This is a genomic window from Eubacterium sp. SB2 (assembly GCF_001244405.1).
GTDB classification, from domain to species: Bacteria; Bacillota; Clostridia; order Lachnospirales; family Lachnospiraceae; genus Faecalicatena; species Faecalicatena contortus_B.
In genome coordinates this window covers 2029491-2048228 of the sequence record NZ_LN865153.1, presented here as the reverse complement: position 1 = coordinate 2048228, position 18738 = coordinate 2029491, and the positions used below count along the sequence as shown (strand labels likewise).

18 protein-coding genes are annotated in these 18738 nt (G+C 46.2%); 12 read left to right on the top strand and 6 right to left on the bottom strand.

The genetic code is table 11. The features are described 5' to 3' along the window. Window positions 1–117 precede the first annotated feature (117 nt). From BN1938_RS21525 to BN1938_RS21500, 6 genes are all read left to right on the top strand, one after another. Window positions 118–810, top strand: coding sequence for an iron-sulfur cluster assembly scaffold protein (locus BN1938_RS21525; RefSeq protein ID WP_009005633.1), 693 nt, complete (start codon window positions 118–120; stop codon window positions 808–810). A gap of 168 nt (window positions 811–978) precedes the next feature. Next, entirely contained in the window at window positions 979–1989 is a 1011-nt protein-coding gene (locus BN1938_RS21520) for a GGGtGRT protein (protein ID WP_050642448.1), read from the top strand. A gap of 261 nt (window positions 1990–2250) precedes the next feature. Further along, entirely contained in the window at window positions 2251–3015 is a 765-nt protein-coding gene (locus tag BN1938_RS21515) for an ABC transporter ATP-binding protein (protein ID WP_050642447.1), read from the top strand. Continuing rightward, on the top strand, window positions 3012–3737 hold the full coding sequence (locus BN1938_RS21510) for an ABC transporter permease (protein ID WP_050642446.1): 726 nt from the start codon (window positions 3012–3014) through the stop codon (window positions 3735–3737). The genes BN1938_RS21515 and BN1938_RS21510 overlap by 4 nt, the downstream gene beginning before the upstream one ends. 14 nt (window positions 3738–3751) lie before the next feature. Further along, the gene (locus BN1938_RS21505; RefSeq protein ID WP_050642445.1) at window positions 3752–4516 is read left to right on the top strand and encodes an ABC transporter permease; all 765 of its coding nucleotides are present in this window, start codon (window positions 3752–3754) and stop codon (window positions 4514–4516) included. A gap of 145 nt (window positions 4517–4661) precedes the next feature. Next, window positions 4662–4988, top strand: a complete 327-nt coding sequence (locus tag BN1938_RS21500; RefSeq protein ID WP_050642801.1) for a cupin domain-containing protein — start codon at window positions 4662–4664, stop codon at window positions 4986–4988. A gap of 195 nt (window positions 4989–5183) precedes the next feature. On the opposite strand, the gene BN1938_RS21495 is transcribed toward BN1938_RS21500, so the two are convergent. Further along, window positions 5184–6209, bottom strand: coding sequence for an ATP-dependent RNA helicase (locus BN1938_RS21495; protein ID WP_242843902.1), 1026 nt, complete (start codon window positions 6207–6209; stop codon window positions 5184–5186). Between the two features lie 242 nt (window positions 6210–6451). On the opposite strand from BN1938_RS21495, the gene BN1938_RS21490 reads away from it, so the two are divergent. Continuing rightward, window positions 6452–7783, top strand: coding sequence for an MATE family efflux transporter (locus tag BN1938_RS21490; protein ID WP_050642444.1), 1332 nt, complete (start codon window positions 6452–6454; stop codon window positions 7781–7783). 89 nt (window positions 7784–7872) lie between these two features. Here BN1938_RS21490 and BN1938_RS21485 read toward each other — a convergent pair whose 3' ends face one another. From BN1938_RS21485 to BN1938_RS21465, 5 genes are read right to left on the bottom strand one after another with little or no spacing between them, the layout of a single operon-like run. Next, window positions 7873–8412 (bottom strand): hypothetical protein, encoded by a 540-nt coding sequence (locus BN1938_RS21485; RefSeq protein WP_050642443.1) that lies wholly within the window; start codon window positions 8410–8412, stop codon window positions 7873–7875. A 22-nt stretch (window positions 8413–8434) separates the two neighbouring features. Then, a complete protein-coding gene (locus BN1938_RS21480; RefSeq protein ID WP_154253315.1) occupies window positions 8435–9166 on the bottom strand; it encodes an ABC transporter ATP-binding protein in 732 nt (243 codons plus the stop codon). Next, the gene (locus BN1938_RS21475) at window positions 9153–9557 is read right to left on the bottom strand and encodes a GntR family transcriptional regulator (RefSeq protein WP_242843901.1); all 405 of its coding nucleotides are present in this window, start codon (window positions 9555–9557) and stop codon (window positions 9153–9155) included. Before BN1938_RS21475 ends, BN1938_RS21480 begins: the two co-directional genes overlap by 14 nt. Further along, window positions 9554–10336, bottom strand: coding sequence for a hypothetical protein (locus BN1938_RS21470; protein ID WP_050642440.1), 783 nt, complete (start codon window positions 10334–10336; stop codon window positions 9554–9556). Before BN1938_RS21470 ends, BN1938_RS21475 begins: the two co-directional genes overlap by 4 nt. After that, window positions 10333–11190 carry an ABC transporter ATP-binding protein gene (locus tag BN1938_RS21465; RefSeq protein ID WP_050642439.1) on the bottom strand — a complete coding sequence of 286 codons (858 nt, stop codon included), beginning with the start codon at window positions 11188–11190 and terminating at the stop codon, window positions 10333–10335. The genes BN1938_RS21470 and BN1938_RS21465 overlap by 4 nt, the downstream gene beginning before the upstream one ends. 148 nt (window positions 11191–11338) lie before the next feature. Here BN1938_RS21465 and BN1938_RS21460 point away from each other — a divergent pair, with 148 nt between their 5' ends. From BN1938_RS21460 to BN1938_RS21440, 5 genes are all read left to right on the top strand, one after another. Continuing rightward, the gene (locus BN1938_RS21460) at window positions 11339–12274 is read left to right on the top strand and encodes an L-lactate dehydrogenase (protein WP_050642438.1); all 936 of its coding nucleotides are present in this window, start codon (window positions 11339–11341) and stop codon (window positions 12272–12274) included. Between the two features lie 506 nt (window positions 12275–12780). Then, on the top strand, window positions 12781–13422 hold the full coding sequence (locus tag BN1938_RS21455) for a flavodoxin family protein (RefSeq protein ID WP_050642437.1): 642 nt from the start codon (window positions 12781–12783) through the stop codon (window positions 13420–13422). A gap of 149 nt (window positions 13423–13571) precedes the next feature. Beyond that, on the top strand, window positions 13572–15383 hold the full coding sequence (locus tag BN1938_RS21450) for an ABC-F family ATP-binding cassette domain-containing protein (RefSeq protein ID WP_050642436.1): 1812 nt from the start codon (window positions 13572–13574) through the stop codon (window positions 15381–15383). A gap of 273 nt (window positions 15384–15656) precedes the next feature. Beyond that, window positions 15657–17144, top strand: coding sequence for an aldehyde dehydrogenase family protein (locus BN1938_RS21445; RefSeq protein ID WP_050642435.1), 1488 nt, complete (start codon window positions 15657–15659; stop codon window positions 17142–17144). A 630-nt stretch (window positions 17145–17774) separates the two neighbouring features. Further along, on the top strand, window positions 17775–18695 hold the full coding sequence (locus BN1938_RS21440) for a sugar phosphate nucleotidyltransferase (RefSeq protein ID WP_050642434.1): 921 nt from the start codon (window positions 17775–17777) through the stop codon (window positions 18693–18695). Window positions 18696–18738: the final 43 nt, after the last annotated feature.

Here is an 18738-nt window from a genome sequence, read left to right as displayed (position 1 = left end):
TAGAATCTTACAATTGACGAAAGTTGAAAATTATGCGAAAATATGACATATATGGCGTTAAATAAATATCAAGCGCATATAGGATGAAAATCATACATATTTGAAAGGAGTTTTAACATGATTTATTCACATGAAGTAGAAATGATGTGTCCGGTAGCCCAGGGTACAAATCACGGACCAGCTCCAATTCCGGAAGAAGCAAAATGGGTACAGGCTAAAGAGATTAAAGATATTTCTGGTTTGACACACGGTATAGGCTGGTGTGCGCCTCAGCAGGGTACATGTAAACTGACTTTAAATGTTAAAGATGGTATCATTCAGGAAGCTTTAGTTGAGACGATCGGATGTTCAGGAATGACACATTCAGCAGCTATGGCATCTGAGATTCTCCCGGGAAAAACTATTTTAGAAGCACTTAACACAGACCTTGTCTGTGATGCTATCAATACAGCAATGAGAGAACTTTTCTTACAGATCGTTTACGGAAGAACACAGAGTGCGTTCTCAGAAGACGGACTTCCGATCGGCGCTGGTCTGGAAGACTTAGGAAAAGGACTCCGTTCTCAGGTTGGTACAATGTACGGAACACTTGCAAAAGGTCCTCGTTACCTGGAGATGGCTGAAGGCTATGTAACAGGAATCGCTCTGGATGAAAATGATGAAATTATCGGTTACCAGTTTGTAAGCCTTGGTAAGTTAACAGACTTTATCAAAGCAGGCGATACACCGAACGATGCATGGGAAAAAGCAAAAGGCCAGTACGGACGTGTTGCTGATGCTGTGAAGATCATCGACCCACGTAAAGAGTAGTCTGCACAGGCGAAGCGAGTGCCGCAGTTATCGGCAGTTTAATGCATATATAGAAGCTGACAGTAACTGTGGAGTGAAGGCACGTAGCGCCGCATGGTTTTTGTCCATGTATTGCGCTTAGCTAAGTGTCATATAGGTAACGTTAGAATAAATCAGGAGGACAATTAAATGGCTTTATTTGAATCATATGAAAGAAGAATTGATAAAATCAATGAAGTATTAAATAGCTATGGCATTGCTTCTATTGAAGAGGCAGAAAAGATTACAAAGGATGCCGGTCTTGATGTTTACAATCAGGTAAAAGGAATCCAGCCAATCTGTTTTGAGAACGCATGCTGGGCATACATCGTAGGTGCAGCAATCGCAATCAAAAATGGATGTAAGACAGCAGCTGACGCAGCGGCAGCAATCGGTGAAGGACTTCAGTCTTTCTGTATCCCGGGTTCTGTAGCAGATCAGCGTAAGGTAGGTCTTGGCCACGGTAACTTAGGAAAGATGCTTCTGGAAGAAGATACAGACTGCTTCGCATTCCTGGCAGGACACGAATCTTTCGCAGCAGCAGAAGGCGCAATCGGTATTGCTGAGAAAGCAAACAAAGTTCGCCAGAAACCTCTGCGTGTTATCCTGAACGGTCTTGGAAAAGATGCTGCAAAGGTTATTTCCAGAATCAACGGATTCACATATGTTCAGACAGAATATGATTACTATACAGGAGAACTCAAAGAAGTTCAGAGAACTGCATATTCAGAAGGTCTCCGTGCAAAAGTTAACTGCTACGGCGCAAACGATGTACGTGAAGGCGTTGCAATCATGCACAAAGAAGGCGTAGACGTATCTATCACAGGTAACTCTACTAACCCGACCCGCTTCCAGCATCCGGTTGCTGGTACATACAAAAAGGAATGTATCGAGCAGGGAAAGAAGTATTTCTCCGTAGCATCAGGCGGTGGTACAGGACGTACACTTCACCCGGACAACATGGCTGCAGGCCCGGCTTCCTACGGTATGACAGATACTCTGGGACGTATGCACTCTGACGCTCAGTTTGCAGGATCCTCTTCCGTACCGGCTCACGTTGAGATGATGGGACTGATCGGGGCAGGGAATAATCCGATGGTCGGAATGACGGTGGCTGTTGCAGTCAGCATTGAGGAGGCTGCAAAAGAAGGCAAGTTCTAAAAATTGGATTGAGATAAATGATTATGAGGACTGCATCAACTTTTCACGGTTGGTGCAGTTTTTATTTTGGAATTGTAATAATCCTCATCATTACCTATTAGAAAGACAATTCGCCACAAGCGAAGTATTGCGAAAGGTAAACAAGAAGAGAATTAATCGCCAGAGTTTAAGACATTCAAAATGTAAGATAACTGTAAGGTTGCAATAAAGTTAATGTCAGGATAACGCGATACCATAGAGATATCGAAAGGAGATGTTTCTATGGATTATATTATTACAACGGACCAGCTGACGAAAAGTTACAAAAAGTTTACCGCCGTCAATCATGTCTCGCTTCACATTCAGAAGGGTACCATTTACGGATTCCTCGGCCCGAACGGTGCAGGCAAGTCCACAACTATGAAAATGCTGCTGGGGTTGACCGCGCCGACAGGCGGGAGCTTCAGCATCGCCGGAAAACATTTTCCGGAGGATCGTCTGGAGATTCTGAAACAAACCGGTTCCCTCATCGAGTCGCCTTCTTTCTATGCCAATCTGACGGGCCGCGAAAACCTGGATATTATCAGGCGGATTTTGGAACTGCCAAAAAAAGCGGTAGAGGACGCACTGGAACTGGTAGGCCTGAAGGAATTCGGCGACCGTCTGGCCAAAAAATATTCGCTGGGGATGAAACAGCGGCTTGGGCTTGCAGGCGCACTTCTTGGCAGGCCGCCGATTCTCATTTTAGATGAGCCGACCAATGGCCTTGATCCATCCGGCATACATGAAATCCGCAATCTGATCAGATCACTTCCCGAGCTCTACGACTGTACAATCCTGATTTCATCCCATATGCTGTCTGAAATCGAATTAATAGCGGATGATATAGGGATTCTTAATCATGGACGCCTTTTATTTGAAGGAAGTCTGGATGATTTGAAACAGAGCGCGCTGCAGGCCGGATATGCCGCAGAGAATCTTGAGGAGATGTTCCTTGCAATGATAGAGAAGGACAATGCGTTCAGAAAGAAGAGGGCAAAGCTATGAAAATGCTGGCAATTGAACTCCGGAAAGAAAAACGAACCGGTGTAATTCCCGTGCTGCTGGCAGTGGGCGCCCTGGGTGCGCTCTATGCTTTTGCTAACTTTTTAGTGAGAAAAGACACACTGCTGAACCTGCCCCTGAAGCCAATGGATGTTCTGTTGACCCAGCTTTACGGTATGCTTATGGTCTTAAACATGTTTGGTATCGTTGTGGCTGCCTGCATGATTTATAACATGGAGTTTAAAGGCGGTGCCGTTAAAAAGATGTATATGCTGCCAGTGAACGTTCCTGGTATGTATTTGAGTAAATTCTTTATTTTAACAGCCCTGATTTTGGCAGCAATTGTGCTGCAGAATCTGGCGCTTATGCGGATCGGGATGACAGAGCTGCCGCAGGGTACTTTCGAATTGTTTATACTGATACGATTTGCCGCATATTCATTTATCACATCTATGCCGGTACTGGCATTAATGGTACTAATATCATCCCGCTTTGAAAATATGTGGATTACACTGGGGGCGGGAGTAGCCGGTTTTCTGAGTGGGATGGCTTTGGCAAATGGAAAATCGAAGCTGCTGATGATTCATCCATTTGTGGTAATGCTGAAGCCTGCAGTTGCTATGAGCGCCGAACCGGATATCACGGTGCTGCTTGCCGCCTCGGCTGAGACACTGCTTTTTCTTGGGATCGGAATATGGATGACAAAAGTACTGCGATATGAGTAAGGAGGAATGTGCAAATGAATTTTTGGGAACTGCTCAAAATCGAGTTTATGAAGGTAAAACGTTCAAAAATGATTCCCCTGATTTTTATAGCCCCTCTGCTGGTGGTGGCATCGGGGATCGCTAATTTAAGCAGCTATTTCACACCAGAGTATACGAATGCATGGCCTGCGATGTTCATGCAGAGTGCGCTTGTCTATGCCTACTATCTGCTGCCTTTTTCCATGATTGTTGTCTGTGTCATGATTGGGGGGCGGGAAGTGCAGAACAATGGAATTTTAAAAATGCTGGCACTGCCTGTCGGACGGCATACACTGTCTTTCGCAAAATTTCTTGTGCTGGTGTTTTATCTTTTTATGGAAATGGTGGTTTTCCTTGTAGTTTTTGCGGCAGCCGGACAGATTGCCGTGCGTACAACAGGGATTATAGAAACGATGCCGATCCTCTATCTGCTGAAATGGTGTACGGGGCTGTTTCTCACCATGCTCCCCTCCATTGCGGCTATGTGGGCCATTACGGTACTATTTGAGAAACCAATTCTCAGCGTTGGACTGAATCTGCTGCTTGTAATTCCAGGGGTTTTGGCCGCCAACACGCCGCTTTGGATAGCCTATCCATACTGTTACAGCGGATACCTTGTGTCCTGCTCGATTCACACCTTTACAGTGCGGACATCAGAGACTGCATTTCCCATATTTCCCTTCCTGCCGTGCGCGGTTCTGGTTTTCCTGCTGACGCTTGCCCTGGCCGTCACCAGATTTGGGAAGAAAGAGATGAAATAAGTACAGAGAATAATAGGGCTGAACCAGATTAAGAAAGCAGAGGCGTATCTTATAAATAAAAAGTCTGCATTGCAGCAGCCGGCGCAAGGTGTTAAAATGATGCTGTCAGGAAGAGGCATAAAACAGGATGGAGGAGACATTTATTATGAAGACTGAAAGAGTAGAGAATATGTGCGGAGGAGAAGGGCACGTAATAATCAAACATATTCTCGGAGAAACAGAACTAAACGGAAAATGCGGACTATATGCAGAAGTAACACTGGAGCCTGGATGTACTCTCGGATACCACGAACATCACGGGGAGAGCGAGACTTATTATATTCTCTCGGGAGAAGGAATGTACGATGATAATGGGAACAGCCGGGCGGTAAAGGCAGGGGACGTAACCTATACACCGGATAACTGCGGACATGGGCTGCTGAATACGGGGCTTGAAGATCTCGTGTTTATGGCTTTGATTATTAAGGAATAGGGGCGGAGGGCAGCTTTTTGTTTTCAGCCGGTCAGCCGGTTTACTTTGACCGTATTGTAAACTATACCGAACGTTCAAATGTCCATTATCTTACCAGGGGGCAGTGGGTAGAAAACTGCAGGCAATAGTAATGGACATTTTATGTTAGTATATAAAATTAAGGAAATGCTGATTTGAGGATATTTTTAAATTTTGTTAATTCATATGTCTGCGTACGAGACAGGAGATTACACCTGCGAGACACAGGCCGAGCAGTATATTATGAAGGGAGCCGAATACGTCCAGGGCTCCTTTTATTCCGTTCAGGACTTCCAGGGAACCTAAGGTGTCCGGTAAAAATGAGCACAGCAGGAACGAAAGGTAGGATGCAATATAAATGAAGATAAAAGAGAACAGGCCTCTGCCTGTATCTTCTTTGTATACTTTCCGTCCTTCACGGATCCGCATCTTTGTCATGGACCAGAACAGAGCGATCAGTTCAAACAGAAGAAAAACAGCGGCAACAGCCGCGTAGGCGGCCAGGGCGTAGTTTTTTTCTGTAAGGATGGTTTGTGGATCGCCGTAAGGTGCAGCACCGCGCCAGAAATTATAGGCGAGTACGCCAAAAGTTCCGGCAGTTATAAGCAGGGATACAATCCTGACTACGGAACGGGCAACACGATAGATCCCTTTTGTTCCGTATTTCGCCGTTTTTTTGACAGGAGAGAGCAGACGGGATACGTTCGGGCCTGCATTTTTTCTGCGCCGCCGGGGAGCATCCCTGTAGCCTCCGCGCGTGCGGCTGTCATAATCATCATCCATATAATCATTGCGTGAACGCCTGCCGTAACCCTCATCGATATAATCATTATCCCTGTAATCACTGCGGGAGCGGCGGCCATAGCCGTCATCTATGTCATAATCATCGTCTTCGTAATCATCGCTGTCAAAGTACTCCACATCGAAGTCTTCAGAATCGTATTCATCAGTATATCCGCCGTCTCTGCCGTCATAGCTGTCTTCATACCGGTTTTTATATATTCCTTCCGTATTCTTGGAAGGCTGTTTGGAGCATACTCCGGACACACTTCGGTAATCCGGGGCATCCAGTACTACGGTCGCATCGGATAATTTATTTGTTGTCTGTTTGGTATCAAAGCTATATGTGATAGGGACATCTTCTTCATATGTCACTTCAAAATCGTCATCAAAGAATGTGCTGTTCTTCTTTGCATTGCTCATGCAGATCCTCCTCAAATGTCAATATTACTGGTGGTCATTGTATAACTTTTTTTATGTATACTCAAGTGGTAACATCAAAAATTCATAAAGTTCTAAGAAATCTTTCATATTTTTTCCAAAAGTGGTAGAATGGAAAATGTTGCGGCGCCAACTAGTACAACGTAAAATAAGGTTAGCTTATGTGGCAGTTAATTATGATACGATGTACTAATACATGATACGAAAGACGGGAGTGATACTTTATGATAACAGATATGACAGTAGGAAAGCCATCAGGGGTTCTCTGGAAATTTACGATTCCGATGCTGGTAAGCGTCATGTTCCAGCAGATGTATAATATAGTAGACAGTATTGTTGCAGGAAAGTTTGTTGGTGTGAATGCACTGGCTGCGGTCGGGGCATCTTATCCGATTACTATGATATTTATGGCAGTTGCGACCGGGCTTAATATTGGGTGCTCTGTCGTCATTTCCTTGTATTTTGGGGCAAAAGAATATAAACAGATGAAAAGCGCTGTCAGCACTTCGCTGCTGACTGTCCTGGGAATCAGCGTCCTGCTGACCGTTTTGGGGCTCATATTCAGCAGGCCGCTGATGGTTCTCTTAAAGACTCCGGGAGATATTTTCGGCGATTCGGCACTCTATCTTAACATATACATAGGTGGGCTGATCTTCCTGTTTCTGTATAATATCTGCACAGGAGTGTTTACCGCCCTGGGCGATTCCAGGACGCCGCTGTACTTTCTGATTGCTTCTTCGCTGGGGAATATCGTTCTGGATCTGGTGTTTGTGATCAATTTTCATATGGGCGTAAGCGGAGTGGCGTGGGCTACATTTCTGGCACAGGGGCTGTCCTCATTACTGGCATTTCTTACATTAAGGAAGCGCCTGAAGGCAGTGGAAAGCCCAAAATACAAGCTGTTTTCCGGTTCTATGCTGAAAAAGATCATGGAGATTTCTATACCAAGCATCCTGCAGCAGAGCTTTATCTCCGTTGGAAATCTGTTTGTACAGGGGTTGATCAACAGTTATGGTTCTGCGGTGGTAGCCGGGTATTCTGCAGGAATGAAGATCAATACCTTTGCAATCACGTCTTTTACAACGCTGGGAAATGGTTTGTCCAGCTTTACGGCGCAGAATATGGGGGCACAGAAAACGGAACGTGTGGCAAAGGGATTCCGCTCGGGGGTGGTCATGGTTATGAGCGTGGCCGTTCCTGTGTTTCTGCTTTTCTTTTTTGGGGGAAGGCCTATCGTACAGTTGTTTATGAGTGAAGGAGGAGAACAGGCCGCGGATGTAGGCGTGGAATTTCTAAAGATTGTTTCGCCGTTCTACATGATCATATCCTTAAAATTAGTCTCAGACGGTATTCTGAGAGGGGCGGGGGCAATGAAGGCATTCATGGCGGCCACTTTTTCAGACCTTATCCTGCGTGTTGTGCTCGCCTTTGTATTCTCGGGAATATGGCAGTCTACGGGGATCTGGCTGTCCTGGCCCGTTGGCTGGCTGATCGGAACCGCATTGTCCCTGGGATTTTATTTTTCAGGAGTATGGAAGAAGAGCAGACTGATATAAAAGGGAGGAGGCCGGCGGTGCATGGGGATGCATCGCCGGCCTCCTCTTTATCAATCAAAGGGTTCGAAAAAGGCTTAATAAAAATCCTGTCAGCTGCCTGTGCGCCGATCCTGCAGCCAGTCCATGCCAAGCAGCGCCAGGATTATGAGAAATCCGAGGACAAAGCAGAGCAGTATCCCGGGGATCGGTTCCAGCCATAGGGCATTTGATAAATAGTTCGATAAGATAATTTCATAATAAATGATCAGGAAAGCGATCAGATAAATAGCGTAAGCTTTCAGCATAACTTTTGCTTTTGCTATATAGAGATCACGTCTGGAAACCGGAAGGGTATCATATTTTCTGAGAAGAAATGCTAAGCGCCCCCTCTCGCGGATCCAGAATAAACGGTGATTCAGATAGAACATTTCCAGCACAATTCCGATCCAGAATGCGGAGTGGCTAAACGACACCGGTGAATCCGGCGCCAGAATCACACTATCCCCGACACCTAATCCGGCATTCATGGCGCTGATCTGCAGTGATGTTTCGCTCTGAACCTGCATGAAAAAGAAGTACATGCAGGCTGCCATGATAAAATAGTGATAACCGATGCGGATGCGAGCTTTTTCTTTTTGATAAAGGTTCATACCGTAGTCCTCCTTCTTCATGTCAGGATAATAAATCACGGATGTGAAATCTCTCAAACGAGGCATCCGGCTCTTTTCTTTTTGGGGCAGTGTTCCGGTGCTGATCCTCCAGGACTTCACGAGTGTTATTCTGTACCAGCTTTCCATCCTTAAGCACAAGGACATAATCGGCCAATTTGTCCAGATCTTCTGTGATATGCGTGGAAAGCAGGATGCCGATATTTTTGTTCAGAATATCCTGCATCATGGCAAGAAAATCCCTACGGAATACCGGATCAAAACCGGCCATAGGCTCATCCAGGAGCAAAAAGCGCGGACGGTGGGCCATGGCGAAACAGAACTGCATCTTCATCATTTCCCCCTTGGACAGCTGATAAAGCAGCTTTGAAGGGGGGAGTTCCATCTTATCCAGATAGGTATAATAGTCTTCCATGGACCAGTCAGAGAAAAATGTCCCCAGAAGATGTCCGTTTTCCAATATAGAGCTTTCCAAATAAAAGGATAGTGTCTCGGACACAAACCCGATCTTCTCCTTATACTTTTCCGGCTCGCTGTGCAGCGAAATCCCATCAATAGAAGCATCTCCCGTGAAATTGCGGGCTGCCCCGGAAATACATTGGAACAGTGTAGTCTTGCCTGATCCGTTCGGTCCGATGAGTGCCGTAAGATACCCGCTCTCCAGCCGGAAGGAGATATCTTTTAGGGCAAAGTTCTTATATGTTTTATTAATATTTGCACACTCAAATACTGTCATCTGAATCCTCACTTCCTTCCCAAAGAATCTGTATCATATCCTGAAACTGGGCGCAGGTCAAATCAAGACGCCGCCCTTCTTTGACGCATTCTGCCATAGCGCCCTCAAGACGTTTCAGCTGTTCTTCCCGAAGTGCTTCCCTGTCAGGTTCTTTTACAAAGAATCCTTTTCCCTGCTGGGAGTAGATCAGGCCCCCGGCCTCCAGGTCTTCATAGGCACGTTTTGTAGTAATGACGCTGATCCCCAGGTCTCTGGCAAGAGAACGGATGGAGGGAAGCATGCTGCCGGGGAGCAGTTCTCCGTTTAATATGGAATTTTTAACGGCCTGCACGATCTGTTCATATATAGGCAGGCTGGAATCTTCTTTTATAAATATATTCAAAGGGCTCACTCCTTTTTATCCGGAAGAGGATAGTACATTTTCTCATAGGAGAGCATATAGGACAGGATAGGGGAACTGCACCGCACGGCAATCAGGGCATTGACTGCAAAGAGCAGCATCCATACAAGGAATATCCAGTGGTTCCATGCTATGTGTGTAACGGCGAGGGTATAGAATACAATGTTTTCTACGATCAGCAGTGCAAACCAGTAAACTCCTGCCATGACTTCCTCGCTTTTTTCAGTGACCATATCAGGCGCTGCCTCCAGCGCCTCTTTCCGGTTTCCCGGGTCTGTGCGCAGGTTCAGCGCCAGAATCAGGAAAAACCATAACCCAAGCTGGACAACGATCTCCATCCAGCCGCCGGAGAGAAAGAAACGTCCGGACATAAACAGCTGTACCAGGATGGTGAGCAGCAGGCTAAAGATGACTTTTACGACAAGGTGAAGGCGGAGATAATGCATTTTTTCCTTTTCGCCCACTGCACAGACGTAAAGAGGCATGGCAAGCCGGATCGGCATTTTTCTCAAAACCAGCCATAAAAACAGGATTGTTGCAACAGCGGTGATCGATACGGCAGATGCCTGGAGCGTTGGGGAGGACTCCATGGCGGCAAGTATCTCAGTACTGTAATCCTTGCCGGAAGTCTGGAGATCCCTCAAAAACTGAACCAGTGTAATCTGTACGCCCAGAATTGTAATCACAGCGTATACGATAAAGTACAGAATAAAGGTTAAAAAGTTTCTCTTAACATCCAGCCACAGATCATTTAAAATAATCCGGATCATTTGATAAAACCCCCTTTGCTAAGATAATACATCAAATCCTCCAGTGTCGGCCTTGCTGTTTCAAGTCCCAGCAGCTGTCCTTCCCGCGGATATTCGATCAGCAGGGAACTTCTGTAGGCTTCGTGGAGACGGCAGATCACATTGGCGCCAAAAAGGTGTTCAATCTGTTCCCGGGTACCATATGCGATATAAAATCTATCATTTAGTTCCTCTTTATCCAGCTGGAGGCAGAGACTGCCGTTATCCATAAGGGCGATATAATCTCCAATCTGATCTAAATCGGAGGTTAGGTGGGTGGAAAACAGAATGCTGCGTGTGCCGTTCTCAACGATGTCCTGCATGTAACCAAGCAGTTCTCTGCGAAACAGCGGATCCAGCCCCGCAGAGGGTTCATCCATCAGGAAAAGCTTTGCATCATGGGAGAGGGCAAAGGCCAGCTGAAACCGGGTCTTCTGTCCTTTGGAAAGCTTTCCGGCCTTCTGCCCGGGGGCTATCTCAAATCTGCTGCAGAACTTCAGAAACAGTGCATGGTCATACCGGGAATACAGGGAACCGAAAGATTTCCCGTTTGTTTCAACGGTAAGATTGTCTTCAAAGGGTGATTCATCCAGCACGAAGCCAATGTCATCCTTTGCCTGGCGCTCCTGGGTGTCCATGGAATGCCCGTTGATGAAGACTTCCCCGCTGTCTTTCTGATAGAGGCGCAGGATTGTCTTGATCAGAGAGGTTTTTCCTGCACCGTTCCTGCCGATCAGTCCCATGATATATCCAGGTTCCAGTGTGAGATTAATATCTGTGAGCTTTAAACTTCCAATTGCTTTGTTCAGATTTTTGATTTCAAGCAGATTGTCCATTGCGATCCTCCTGACTGTGAATCATACTGTATATATACTGTATATGTTTATATATACAGTATACCCTAAATATATATTTGTCAATAGGGGAATACAAAATATAGGTGATGGGAAATAATAACAGAAAACAGAAAGGAAATGAAGAAGAATGAATGTTCAAAAATGTGGAATTATCGGATGCGGCGGCGTAGGCGCCACAACCGCATATACATTGGTAGAAAGCGGGTTGTTCAATGAAATGGTCCTGATCGATATTGACAAACGCAAAGCGGAAGGAGAGGCCCTGGACATCGGGCACGGTATTCCGTTTACCGTCCCCTCTGATATCTATGCCGGAGATTACGAGGATCTTAAAGATGCATATCTGGTCGTGGTGACGGCAGGTGCCAATCAGATGCCGGGTGAGACAAGGCTGGATATCTCCGCAAAAAATGCAAAGGTTTTCAGACAGATCATTCCGGAAATTGTAAAATACAATTCCGAGTGTATCTTGCTGATTGTGACAAATCCGGTAGATATCCTAACCAGTCTGGCGCTGAAGCTGTCCGGTTTTCCGGCCAGCCGGGTAATCGGAAGCGGAACCGTGCTGGATACCGCAAGACTTAAATATCTTCTGGGCAAGAAGTTCAATTTGGATTACCGGAATATCCATGCCTGGATGATCGGGGAACACGGCGACAGCGAGCTTGCAGTCTGGAGCAGCGCAACAGTGGCGGGCCTTCCTGTAGACGAATACTGCCGCCAGCACGGGCGAACCCGCGCCAGTCTTCAGCTCAATGAAATATACGAAGAAGTCCGCGACAGCGCTTATGAGATTATAGACAGAAAAGGCTCTACTTTCTATGCTGTCGCGATGGCGGTAAAAAGAATCGCTCAGGCGCTGGTGCGTGATGAGCATTCCATTATGACAGTCTCCAGCCTGGCACAGGGACATTACGGCCTCAATCACGTCTGCATTGGCCTGCCTACTGTGGTAGGGAGAAATGGGGCGGAGGATATTATAGAGATACCTCTGAATGCACAGGAGAGAGAAGCTTTGAGTGAGTCGGCACAGGGGCTTCAGAAAATTATGGAATCTTTGTAGAGAGGGGGACGCTTTAAAACCGGGAAGCCTGGCACCTGGCGGGAGCATATATGCCATTTTAAAAATCCGCTCCGTTGCCGTAAGAATCCCTAAAGGAAAAAACATAGAAAATGGTGGTCCAGCGGCATGCAACCCGAAATTTGATAATTTCGGGTCTTAGGCCGCTTCAGAATTTGACGTGAGACGTCAAATTCTGCCCACCATTTTCTATGTTTTTTCCTTAAGGGATTCTAACGGTAACTATAGGACTTTTAAAATGGCATATATGCTCCCGCCAGGTGCCAGGCTTCCCGGTTTTAAAGCTGGTGCATCCGGGCGGTAGGGATAGGATTTTCTTTGGGAGGGGGGATAAGCGGTGGAGGCTTATTGAATTGCTCGGTGGAACGTGATGGTTTAGGGAAGGGAGCGGGGCTGTTCGCGCCGGTAGCTTTGCAAGGGAGATTCTTGTTTATGGGCTGGGGTGCTGATATAATTATGGTAAAACGTTGGTTTAGGAGGTAAGATTTATGAAGGTTTTGATGCTGAATGGAAGCTGTAACTTGAAGGGATGTACATACACGGCTTTGGAGGAGATCGGAAGGGTGCTTTTGGATGAGGGCTTGGATTATGAGATTTTTCAGATTGGGGCGAAACCGGTCAGGGACTGTCTTGGGTGCGGCAAGTGCAGGGATGGAAAATGTGTTTTTACGGACGATGGAGTGAATGAGTTTGTGGAAAAGGCCTATGAGGCGGACGGGTTTGTATTTGGATCTCCGGTTTATTATGCGCATCCGAGCGGACGGAGTCTTTCGTTTTTGGACAGGGCATTTTATGGGAATAGCAGCGATGAACGCTGCAGGGCATTTAAGTATAAGCCGGGGGCAGCTATTGTATCCGCGCGGCGGGGTGGCACAACGGCCTCACTGGACGCAATCCAGAAGTATTTTGGGATTGCGCAGATGCCCACGGTTGGATCTACTTATTGGAATATGGTGCACGGGCAGAAACCGGAGGATGTCATGAAAGACGAAGAGGGACTGCAGACAATGCGTAATATAGGAAGGAATATGGCCTGGATGGTGAAGTGCTTTGCGGCTGGTAAGCAGGCGGGGATTGTGCTTCCAAAGACGGAACTGGAGTATTCTACGAATTTTATCAGAGAAGTATAGATAAATAGCACGGTGGAGGCCGTGCTTTTTAGCGGAAATGAAAGCGATTCTTATGGATTTAGCATGTTGGCGCAGCATCCCAAAAAGTTTATTGACGGATTTTGGAAAATCCCTTATGATTATTAGGTCGAAAGGGGGTGCTGAGTCTGATGAATGTTTTGAATATAGAGCATATAAGTAAGATATTTGGAGATAAGGTTATATTTGATGATGTATCGTATGGGGTACATGATGGAGATAAAATTGGGATTATTGGAATTAACGGGACAGGAAAAACAACATTGCTTAAAATTATTGCCGGCCTCGAAGAGCCGGATGAGGGGCAGGTTGTTAAGCAGAACGGCTTGAAAATGAATTATTTGCGGCAGGATCAGGAGTTTCCGGAAGGGGCAACCGTGCTGTCCTATGTGAGCTCTGGGAAGAAGCAGGAGGAATGGGATGCAGATAATGAGGCTAAAAGTATTTTGAACAGCCTTGGCGTCACAGATCATGAAGCCGTTATCGGGCCTCTTTCTGGTGGTCAGAAAAAACGGGTGGCTCTTGCGCGTGCGCTTGTTTCCGAGGCGGATATCCTTCTTCTTGACGAGCCGACCAACCACTTGGATGAAGAGACCGTGAACTGGCTGGAAGATTATCTGAAACGCTACCGGGGTGTTGTGATTATGGTAACTCATGACAGATATTTTCTGGATAAGGTAACGAATAAAATTTTGGAGATCAGCCATGGAAATCTGTTCGGATATGACGCGAATTATACCGGTTTTCTGGAGATGAAAGCCCAGCGTGAGGAGATGGAGCTGGCGAGCGAAAGAAAACGCCAGAGCGTGCTGCGCGTGGAACTGGAATGGGCCAGACGCGGCTGCCGGGCGAGAAGCACGAAGCAAAGGGCACGTCTGGAGCGCCTGGAGGCTTTGAAAAGCGGTACGGTTCCGGTTCAGGACCAGACGGTGGAACTGGAATCCATGGAAACCAGGATGGGGAAGAAAACGATTGAACTTCATCATATCAGTAAAGGTTTTGGGGACAGGAAACTTATCGAGGATTTTGACTATATTTTTCTGAAGAATCAGAGGATCGGGATTATCGGTGAAAACGGCTGCGGAAAATCAACCTTAATTAAGATAATTGCAGGTCTGATCGAACCCGATACAGGGAGCATTGAAATCGGAGAAACCGTTAAGATCGGTTATTTTGCACAGGAAGAACAGGACATGGATGATGGCCTGAGGGTGATTGATTTTGTGAAAGAGATCGCAGAATATATTCCGACCAGAGAAGGGCGGATTAGTGCGTCTCAGATGCTGGAGCGTTTTTTATTTACTCCTGATATGCAGTATGCACCCATTGGTAAATTATCCGGCGGGGAGAAGCGAAGGCTGTATCTGCTGAAAATTCTGTGCTCCGGCATTAATACGCTCTGCCTGGATGAACCTGGAAATTCCCTGGATATCCCCACACTGACGATTCTGGAAGATTATCTGAATTCATTTCCCGGGATAGTGATCACAGTATCCCATGACCGATATTTCCTGGACAATGTGGCTGACCGCATCTTTGCCTTTGAAAACGGACATTTGGTACAATATGAGGGAGGCTACACAGATTACCTGGAGGCGAAAAAGAATAAGGGGGCGGCGGAAACAGACCATAATACATCTGGGAAAGAGCAGGAAGATAAGAACCAGGCATACAAAGAGTGGAAGCAGAACCGCCCGTCAAAATTAAAGTTTTCCTATAAGGAACAGAAAGAATTCGAATCCATTGATGAGGATATCGCGGCGCTGGAAGAGAAGATAGAGTCGCTGGATGCCGACATTATGGCAAATGCTACTAATTCCGGGAGGTTAAATGAACTGATGGCTCAGAAAAGCCGGGCAGAGACAGAACTGGAAGAAAAGATGGAGCGGTGGGTATACTTAAATGATCTGGCAGAGCGAATAGAAGAGCAGAAAAACACATAATTATGAATAGTATTAAAAAATCAGAGCAGCAGCGGACTGCTCTGATTTTTATATTAATGTGATCTCTTCTTAAATCTGTTTACATGATTTTTTATGATAAGTATAATTGTTTGTTAAAACACAAACATTATTGCTATATATTACATAATAAAAAGTATATATTAAAATAATCTGAAAAATAATTGAAATAGGAATATTTTGTGCTATAATAATCATAGATATTGGAGCAGGCAACAGGAGTGTTTATTTTTGAAGATATGAAAGGAGAAACATATGAGTCATGTAGAATTGCAGGAGAACTATCAGCTTTTTATTAACGGCCAGTGGAAGGATGCTTCCGACGGTGCGGTGTTTACCTCCACATGTCCGGCGAACGGAAAAGTCCTAGCATCCTGTGCACAGGCGACAAAAGAAGATGTGGATGAGGCGGTAAATGCGGCGTGGGCGGCATTTGAGAGCTGGAAAAAGACAAGCGTCAATGAGCGTGCCGCAATCTTAAATCAGATCGCAGACATCATAGACAAGAACGCCGAATTTCTGGCAATGGTGGAATCCGTGGACAATGGGAAGCCGATCCGCGAGACAATGGCAATCGATATCCCTTATGCAGCCAGTCATTTCCGTTATTTTGCCGGCTGTATTATGGCGGAAGAGGGCAGCGCGGTTATGCTGGGCGAGGATACACTCAGTCTGATTCTGAGAGAGCCGATCGGTGTGGTTGGACAGATCGTTCCGTGGAACTTCCCGTTTTTAATGGCTGCCTGGAAACTGGCTCCGGTTCTTGCCAGCGGATGCTGTACGGTATTTAAACCATCCAGCTCCACATCGCTAAGCGTACTGGAATTTGCCAGGCTGGTGCAGGATGTAATTCCGGCGGGCGTATTTAACGTGATCACCGGCGCGGGTTCAAAATCCGGGCAATACATACTGGATCATCCGGGATTCAGAAAACTGGCGTTTACCGGTTCCACGGAAATCGGCTGCAGCGTGGCATGTGCAGCGGCAGAACGCCTGATTCCATCCACACTGGAACTGGGAGGCAAATCGGCCAACATCTTCTTCGATGACTGCAAATGGGATATGGCCATGGACGGACTTCAGCTGGGCATCCTCTTTAACCAGGGTCAAGTATGCTGTGCAGGTTCCCGTGTATTCGTACAGGAAGGAATTTATGACAGATTTGTAGAAGAGGCGGTGAAAGCATTCAACCAGATCAAAGTTGGCTTACCTTGGGAAGCAGAAACCCAAATGGGTTCCCAGATCAACGAGGCCCAGATACAGAAAATCCTGAGCTATGTCGAAATCGGCAGGCAGGAGGGCGCTGTAGCAGCATGCGGCGGCGAGAGGGCATCGGAAGAAGAACTGGCCAAAGGCTGTTTCATGAAACCAACACTGCTTGTCAATGTAACCAACAACATGCGTGTAGCAAGAGAAGAAATCTTCGGACCAGTAGCATGCATTATCAAGTTCAAAGACGAAGAAGAAGTAATAGCAATGGCCAACGACAATGACTACGGTCTGGGAGGCGCTGTATGGACACGCGACATCAACAGGGCCATCCGGGTATCCCGTGCAATAGAAACCGGCCGTATGTGGGTAAACACATACAACGCAATTCCCGAGGGCGCTCCATTTGGAGGATACAAAGCATCAGGCATAGGCCGTGAGACACATAAAGTAATCCTGGAACACTATACACAGATGAAAAACATCATGATCAACCTGTCAGAGGCCCCCTCAGGATTCTACCCTCCAAAATAAGCAAGAATCCAGAGAATGAGCTTTAGCCTCATTCTCGTACGTGTAGTAGGAACAAAGCAGTTCCGCCCCGTGCACATCACAAATATTAGCCAAAAACCATCCGCCGCCCCCGTCTGTTTCCCCCTAAAGTGGAGCCGTCCTACCGCATTGAAGAACCAGCTGCAGAGGAAACGGATATGTGGTGTGGCAGGGCATAGAATAAGTACTACTGCCCCTTAAGGAAATACAGCCTGACTTTATGGATGAAATTTTTTCACCGAAAAAAATTTCAAAGAGAGCTGAGCTTAGCTGTCATCAAGACAGCTAAGTGAATCTCTCTGGTTCCATAAAATCAGGCTGTATTTCCTTTAGGGGCAGTTCACGAATGGACAGCCCTGCCACACCACATATCCGTTTCCTCTGCAGCGTCAGCCAATCCGCCCCCGCGGTCCCCACTTTCCAAACTATCTATTTATATGTTATAATTATTTAATGCATTGACCCGGGCTGCATTAGGAAGTATAATATTACATGTGATTAACAAAACGAAAGAAAAGACAACAAACGCAGATGCATGTGATTATTTTTAAATTATATGTGATTATATAGTCCAGGAAATCTTGTGACATAAGTGATAGAAGGAGAAGAAGCATGGAAAAACCAGTACTTGTGATCATGGCGGCAGGAATGGGAAGCCGTTATGGCGGTTTGAAACAGATTGACCCGGTGGATGAGGAAGGCCATATTATTATGGACTTTTCTATTTTTGATGCCAGGAGGGCGGGGTTTGAGAAGGTCGTTTTTATAATAAAGGAAGAAAACGAAGAAGAATTTAAAACCTGTATTGGAGACAGAATCAGCGAATATATGGAAGTAGCCTATGTATTTCAGAAGCTGGATGATCTTCCGGAGGGATTTGCGGTGCCTGATGGACGTGTGAAGCCGTTCGGGACGGGGCATGCAGTTTTATGCTGCAGGAATGTGATCGATGGCCCTTTTGCTGTTATCAACGCGGATGATTATTACGGTGTTCATGCTCTGGAGGAGATTTACCGTTATCTTTCGGAACATGCGGATGATGAGAAGTACAGGTATGCCATGGTGGGGTACCGACTGGATAATACTCTAACAGATAATGGGTATGTATCCAGGGGGATCTGCGAGACGGATGAAGAGGGCTATCTGACCGGAATTATTGAACGGACTCACATTGAACGAACAACGGACGGAATTGAATATTCAGAGGATGACGGAAAGACATGGAACAAGATAGACAAGAACTGTATCGTATCTCTGAATATGTTTGGCTTTACGAATAGTTTTTTGAGAGAGCTGGAGGAGCGGTTCCCGGTATTTCTGGAGAAGAACCTGAAGGAATCACCTTTGAAGTGTGAATATTTTCTGCCGTCGGTGGTAGGTGAACTTCTTGATGAGGATAAGGCGACTGTGAAGGTGTTGAAATCCGAGGACAGATGGTATGGGATCACATATAAGGAAGATAAGCAGAGTGTTGTGGATGCGGTTGCAGAGATGAAGGGAAAGGGAACCTATCCCCTGCACCTCTGGAGATAAACAGGCATACGGTATCAGGCAACAGACAAAGAAGAACAGCAGA

Excerpts from the sequence above, each read along its gene's own strand:
- BN1938_RS21520 (WP_050642448.1), top strand. The coding sequence starts at position 979 with ATGGCTTTATTTGAATCATATGAAAGAAGAATTGATAAAATCAATGAA.
- BN1938_RS21455 (WP_050642437.1), top strand. The coding sequence starts at position 12,781 with ATGAAGGTTTTGATGCTGAATGGAAGCTGTAACTTGAAGGGATGTACA.
- BN1938_RS21440 (WP_050642434.1), top strand. The coding sequence starts at position 17,775 with ATGGAAAAACCAGTACTTGTGATCATGGCGGCAGGAATGGGAAGCCGT.
- BN1938_RS21500 (WP_050642801.1), top strand. The coding sequence starts at position 4,662 with ATGAAGACTGAAAGAGTAGAGAATATGTGCGGAGGAGAAGGGCACGTA.
- BN1938_RS21510 (WP_050642446.1), top strand. The coding sequence starts at position 3,012 with ATGAAAATGCTGGCAATTGAACTCCGGAAAGAAAAACGAACCGGTGTA.
- BN1938_RS21515 (WP_050642447.1), top strand. The coding sequence starts at position 2,251 with ATGGATTATATTATTACAACGGACCAGCTGACGAAAAGTTACAAAAAG.
- BN1938_RS21490 (WP_050642444.1), top strand. The coding sequence starts at position 6,452 with ATGATAACAGATATGACAGTAGGAAAGCCATCAGGGGTTCTCTGGAAA.
- BN1938_RS21485 (WP_050642443.1), bottom strand. The coding sequence starts at position 8,412 with ATGAACCTTTATCAAAAAGAAAAAGCTCGCATCCGCATCGGTTATCAC.
- BN1938_RS21525 (WP_009005633.1), top strand. The coding sequence starts at position 118 with ATGATTTATTCACATGAAGTAGAAATGATGTGTCCGGTAGCCCAGGGT.
- BN1938_RS21505 (WP_050642445.1), top strand. The coding sequence starts at position 3,752 with ATGAATTTTTGGGAACTGCTCAAAATCGAGTTTATGAAGGTAAAACGT.
- BN1938_RS21465 (WP_050642439.1), bottom strand. The coding sequence starts at position 11,190 with ATGGACAATCTGCTTGAAATCAAAAATCTGAACAAAGCAATTGGAAGT.
- BN1938_RS21445 (WP_050642435.1), top strand. The coding sequence starts at position 15,657 with ATGAGTCATGTAGAATTGCAGGAGAACTATCAGCTTTTTATTAACGGC.
- BN1938_RS21450 (WP_050642436.1), top strand. The coding sequence starts at position 13,572 with ATGAATGTTTTGAATATAGAGCATATAAGTAAGATATTTGGAGATAAG.
- BN1938_RS21470 (WP_050642440.1), bottom strand. The coding sequence starts at position 10,336 with ATGATCCGGATTATTTTAAATGATCTGTGGCTGGATGTTAAGAGAAAC.
- BN1938_RS21480 (WP_154253315.1), bottom strand. The coding sequence starts at position 9,166 with ATGACAGTATTTGAGTGTGCAAATATTAATAAAACATATAAGAACTTT.
- BN1938_RS21495 (WP_242843902.1), bottom strand. The coding sequence starts at position 6,209 with ATGAGCAATGCAAAGAAGAACAGCACATTCTTTGATGACGATTTTGAA.
- BN1938_RS21460 (WP_050642438.1), top strand. The coding sequence starts at position 11,339 with ATGAATGTTCAAAAATGTGGAATTATCGGATGCGGCGGCGTAGGCGCC.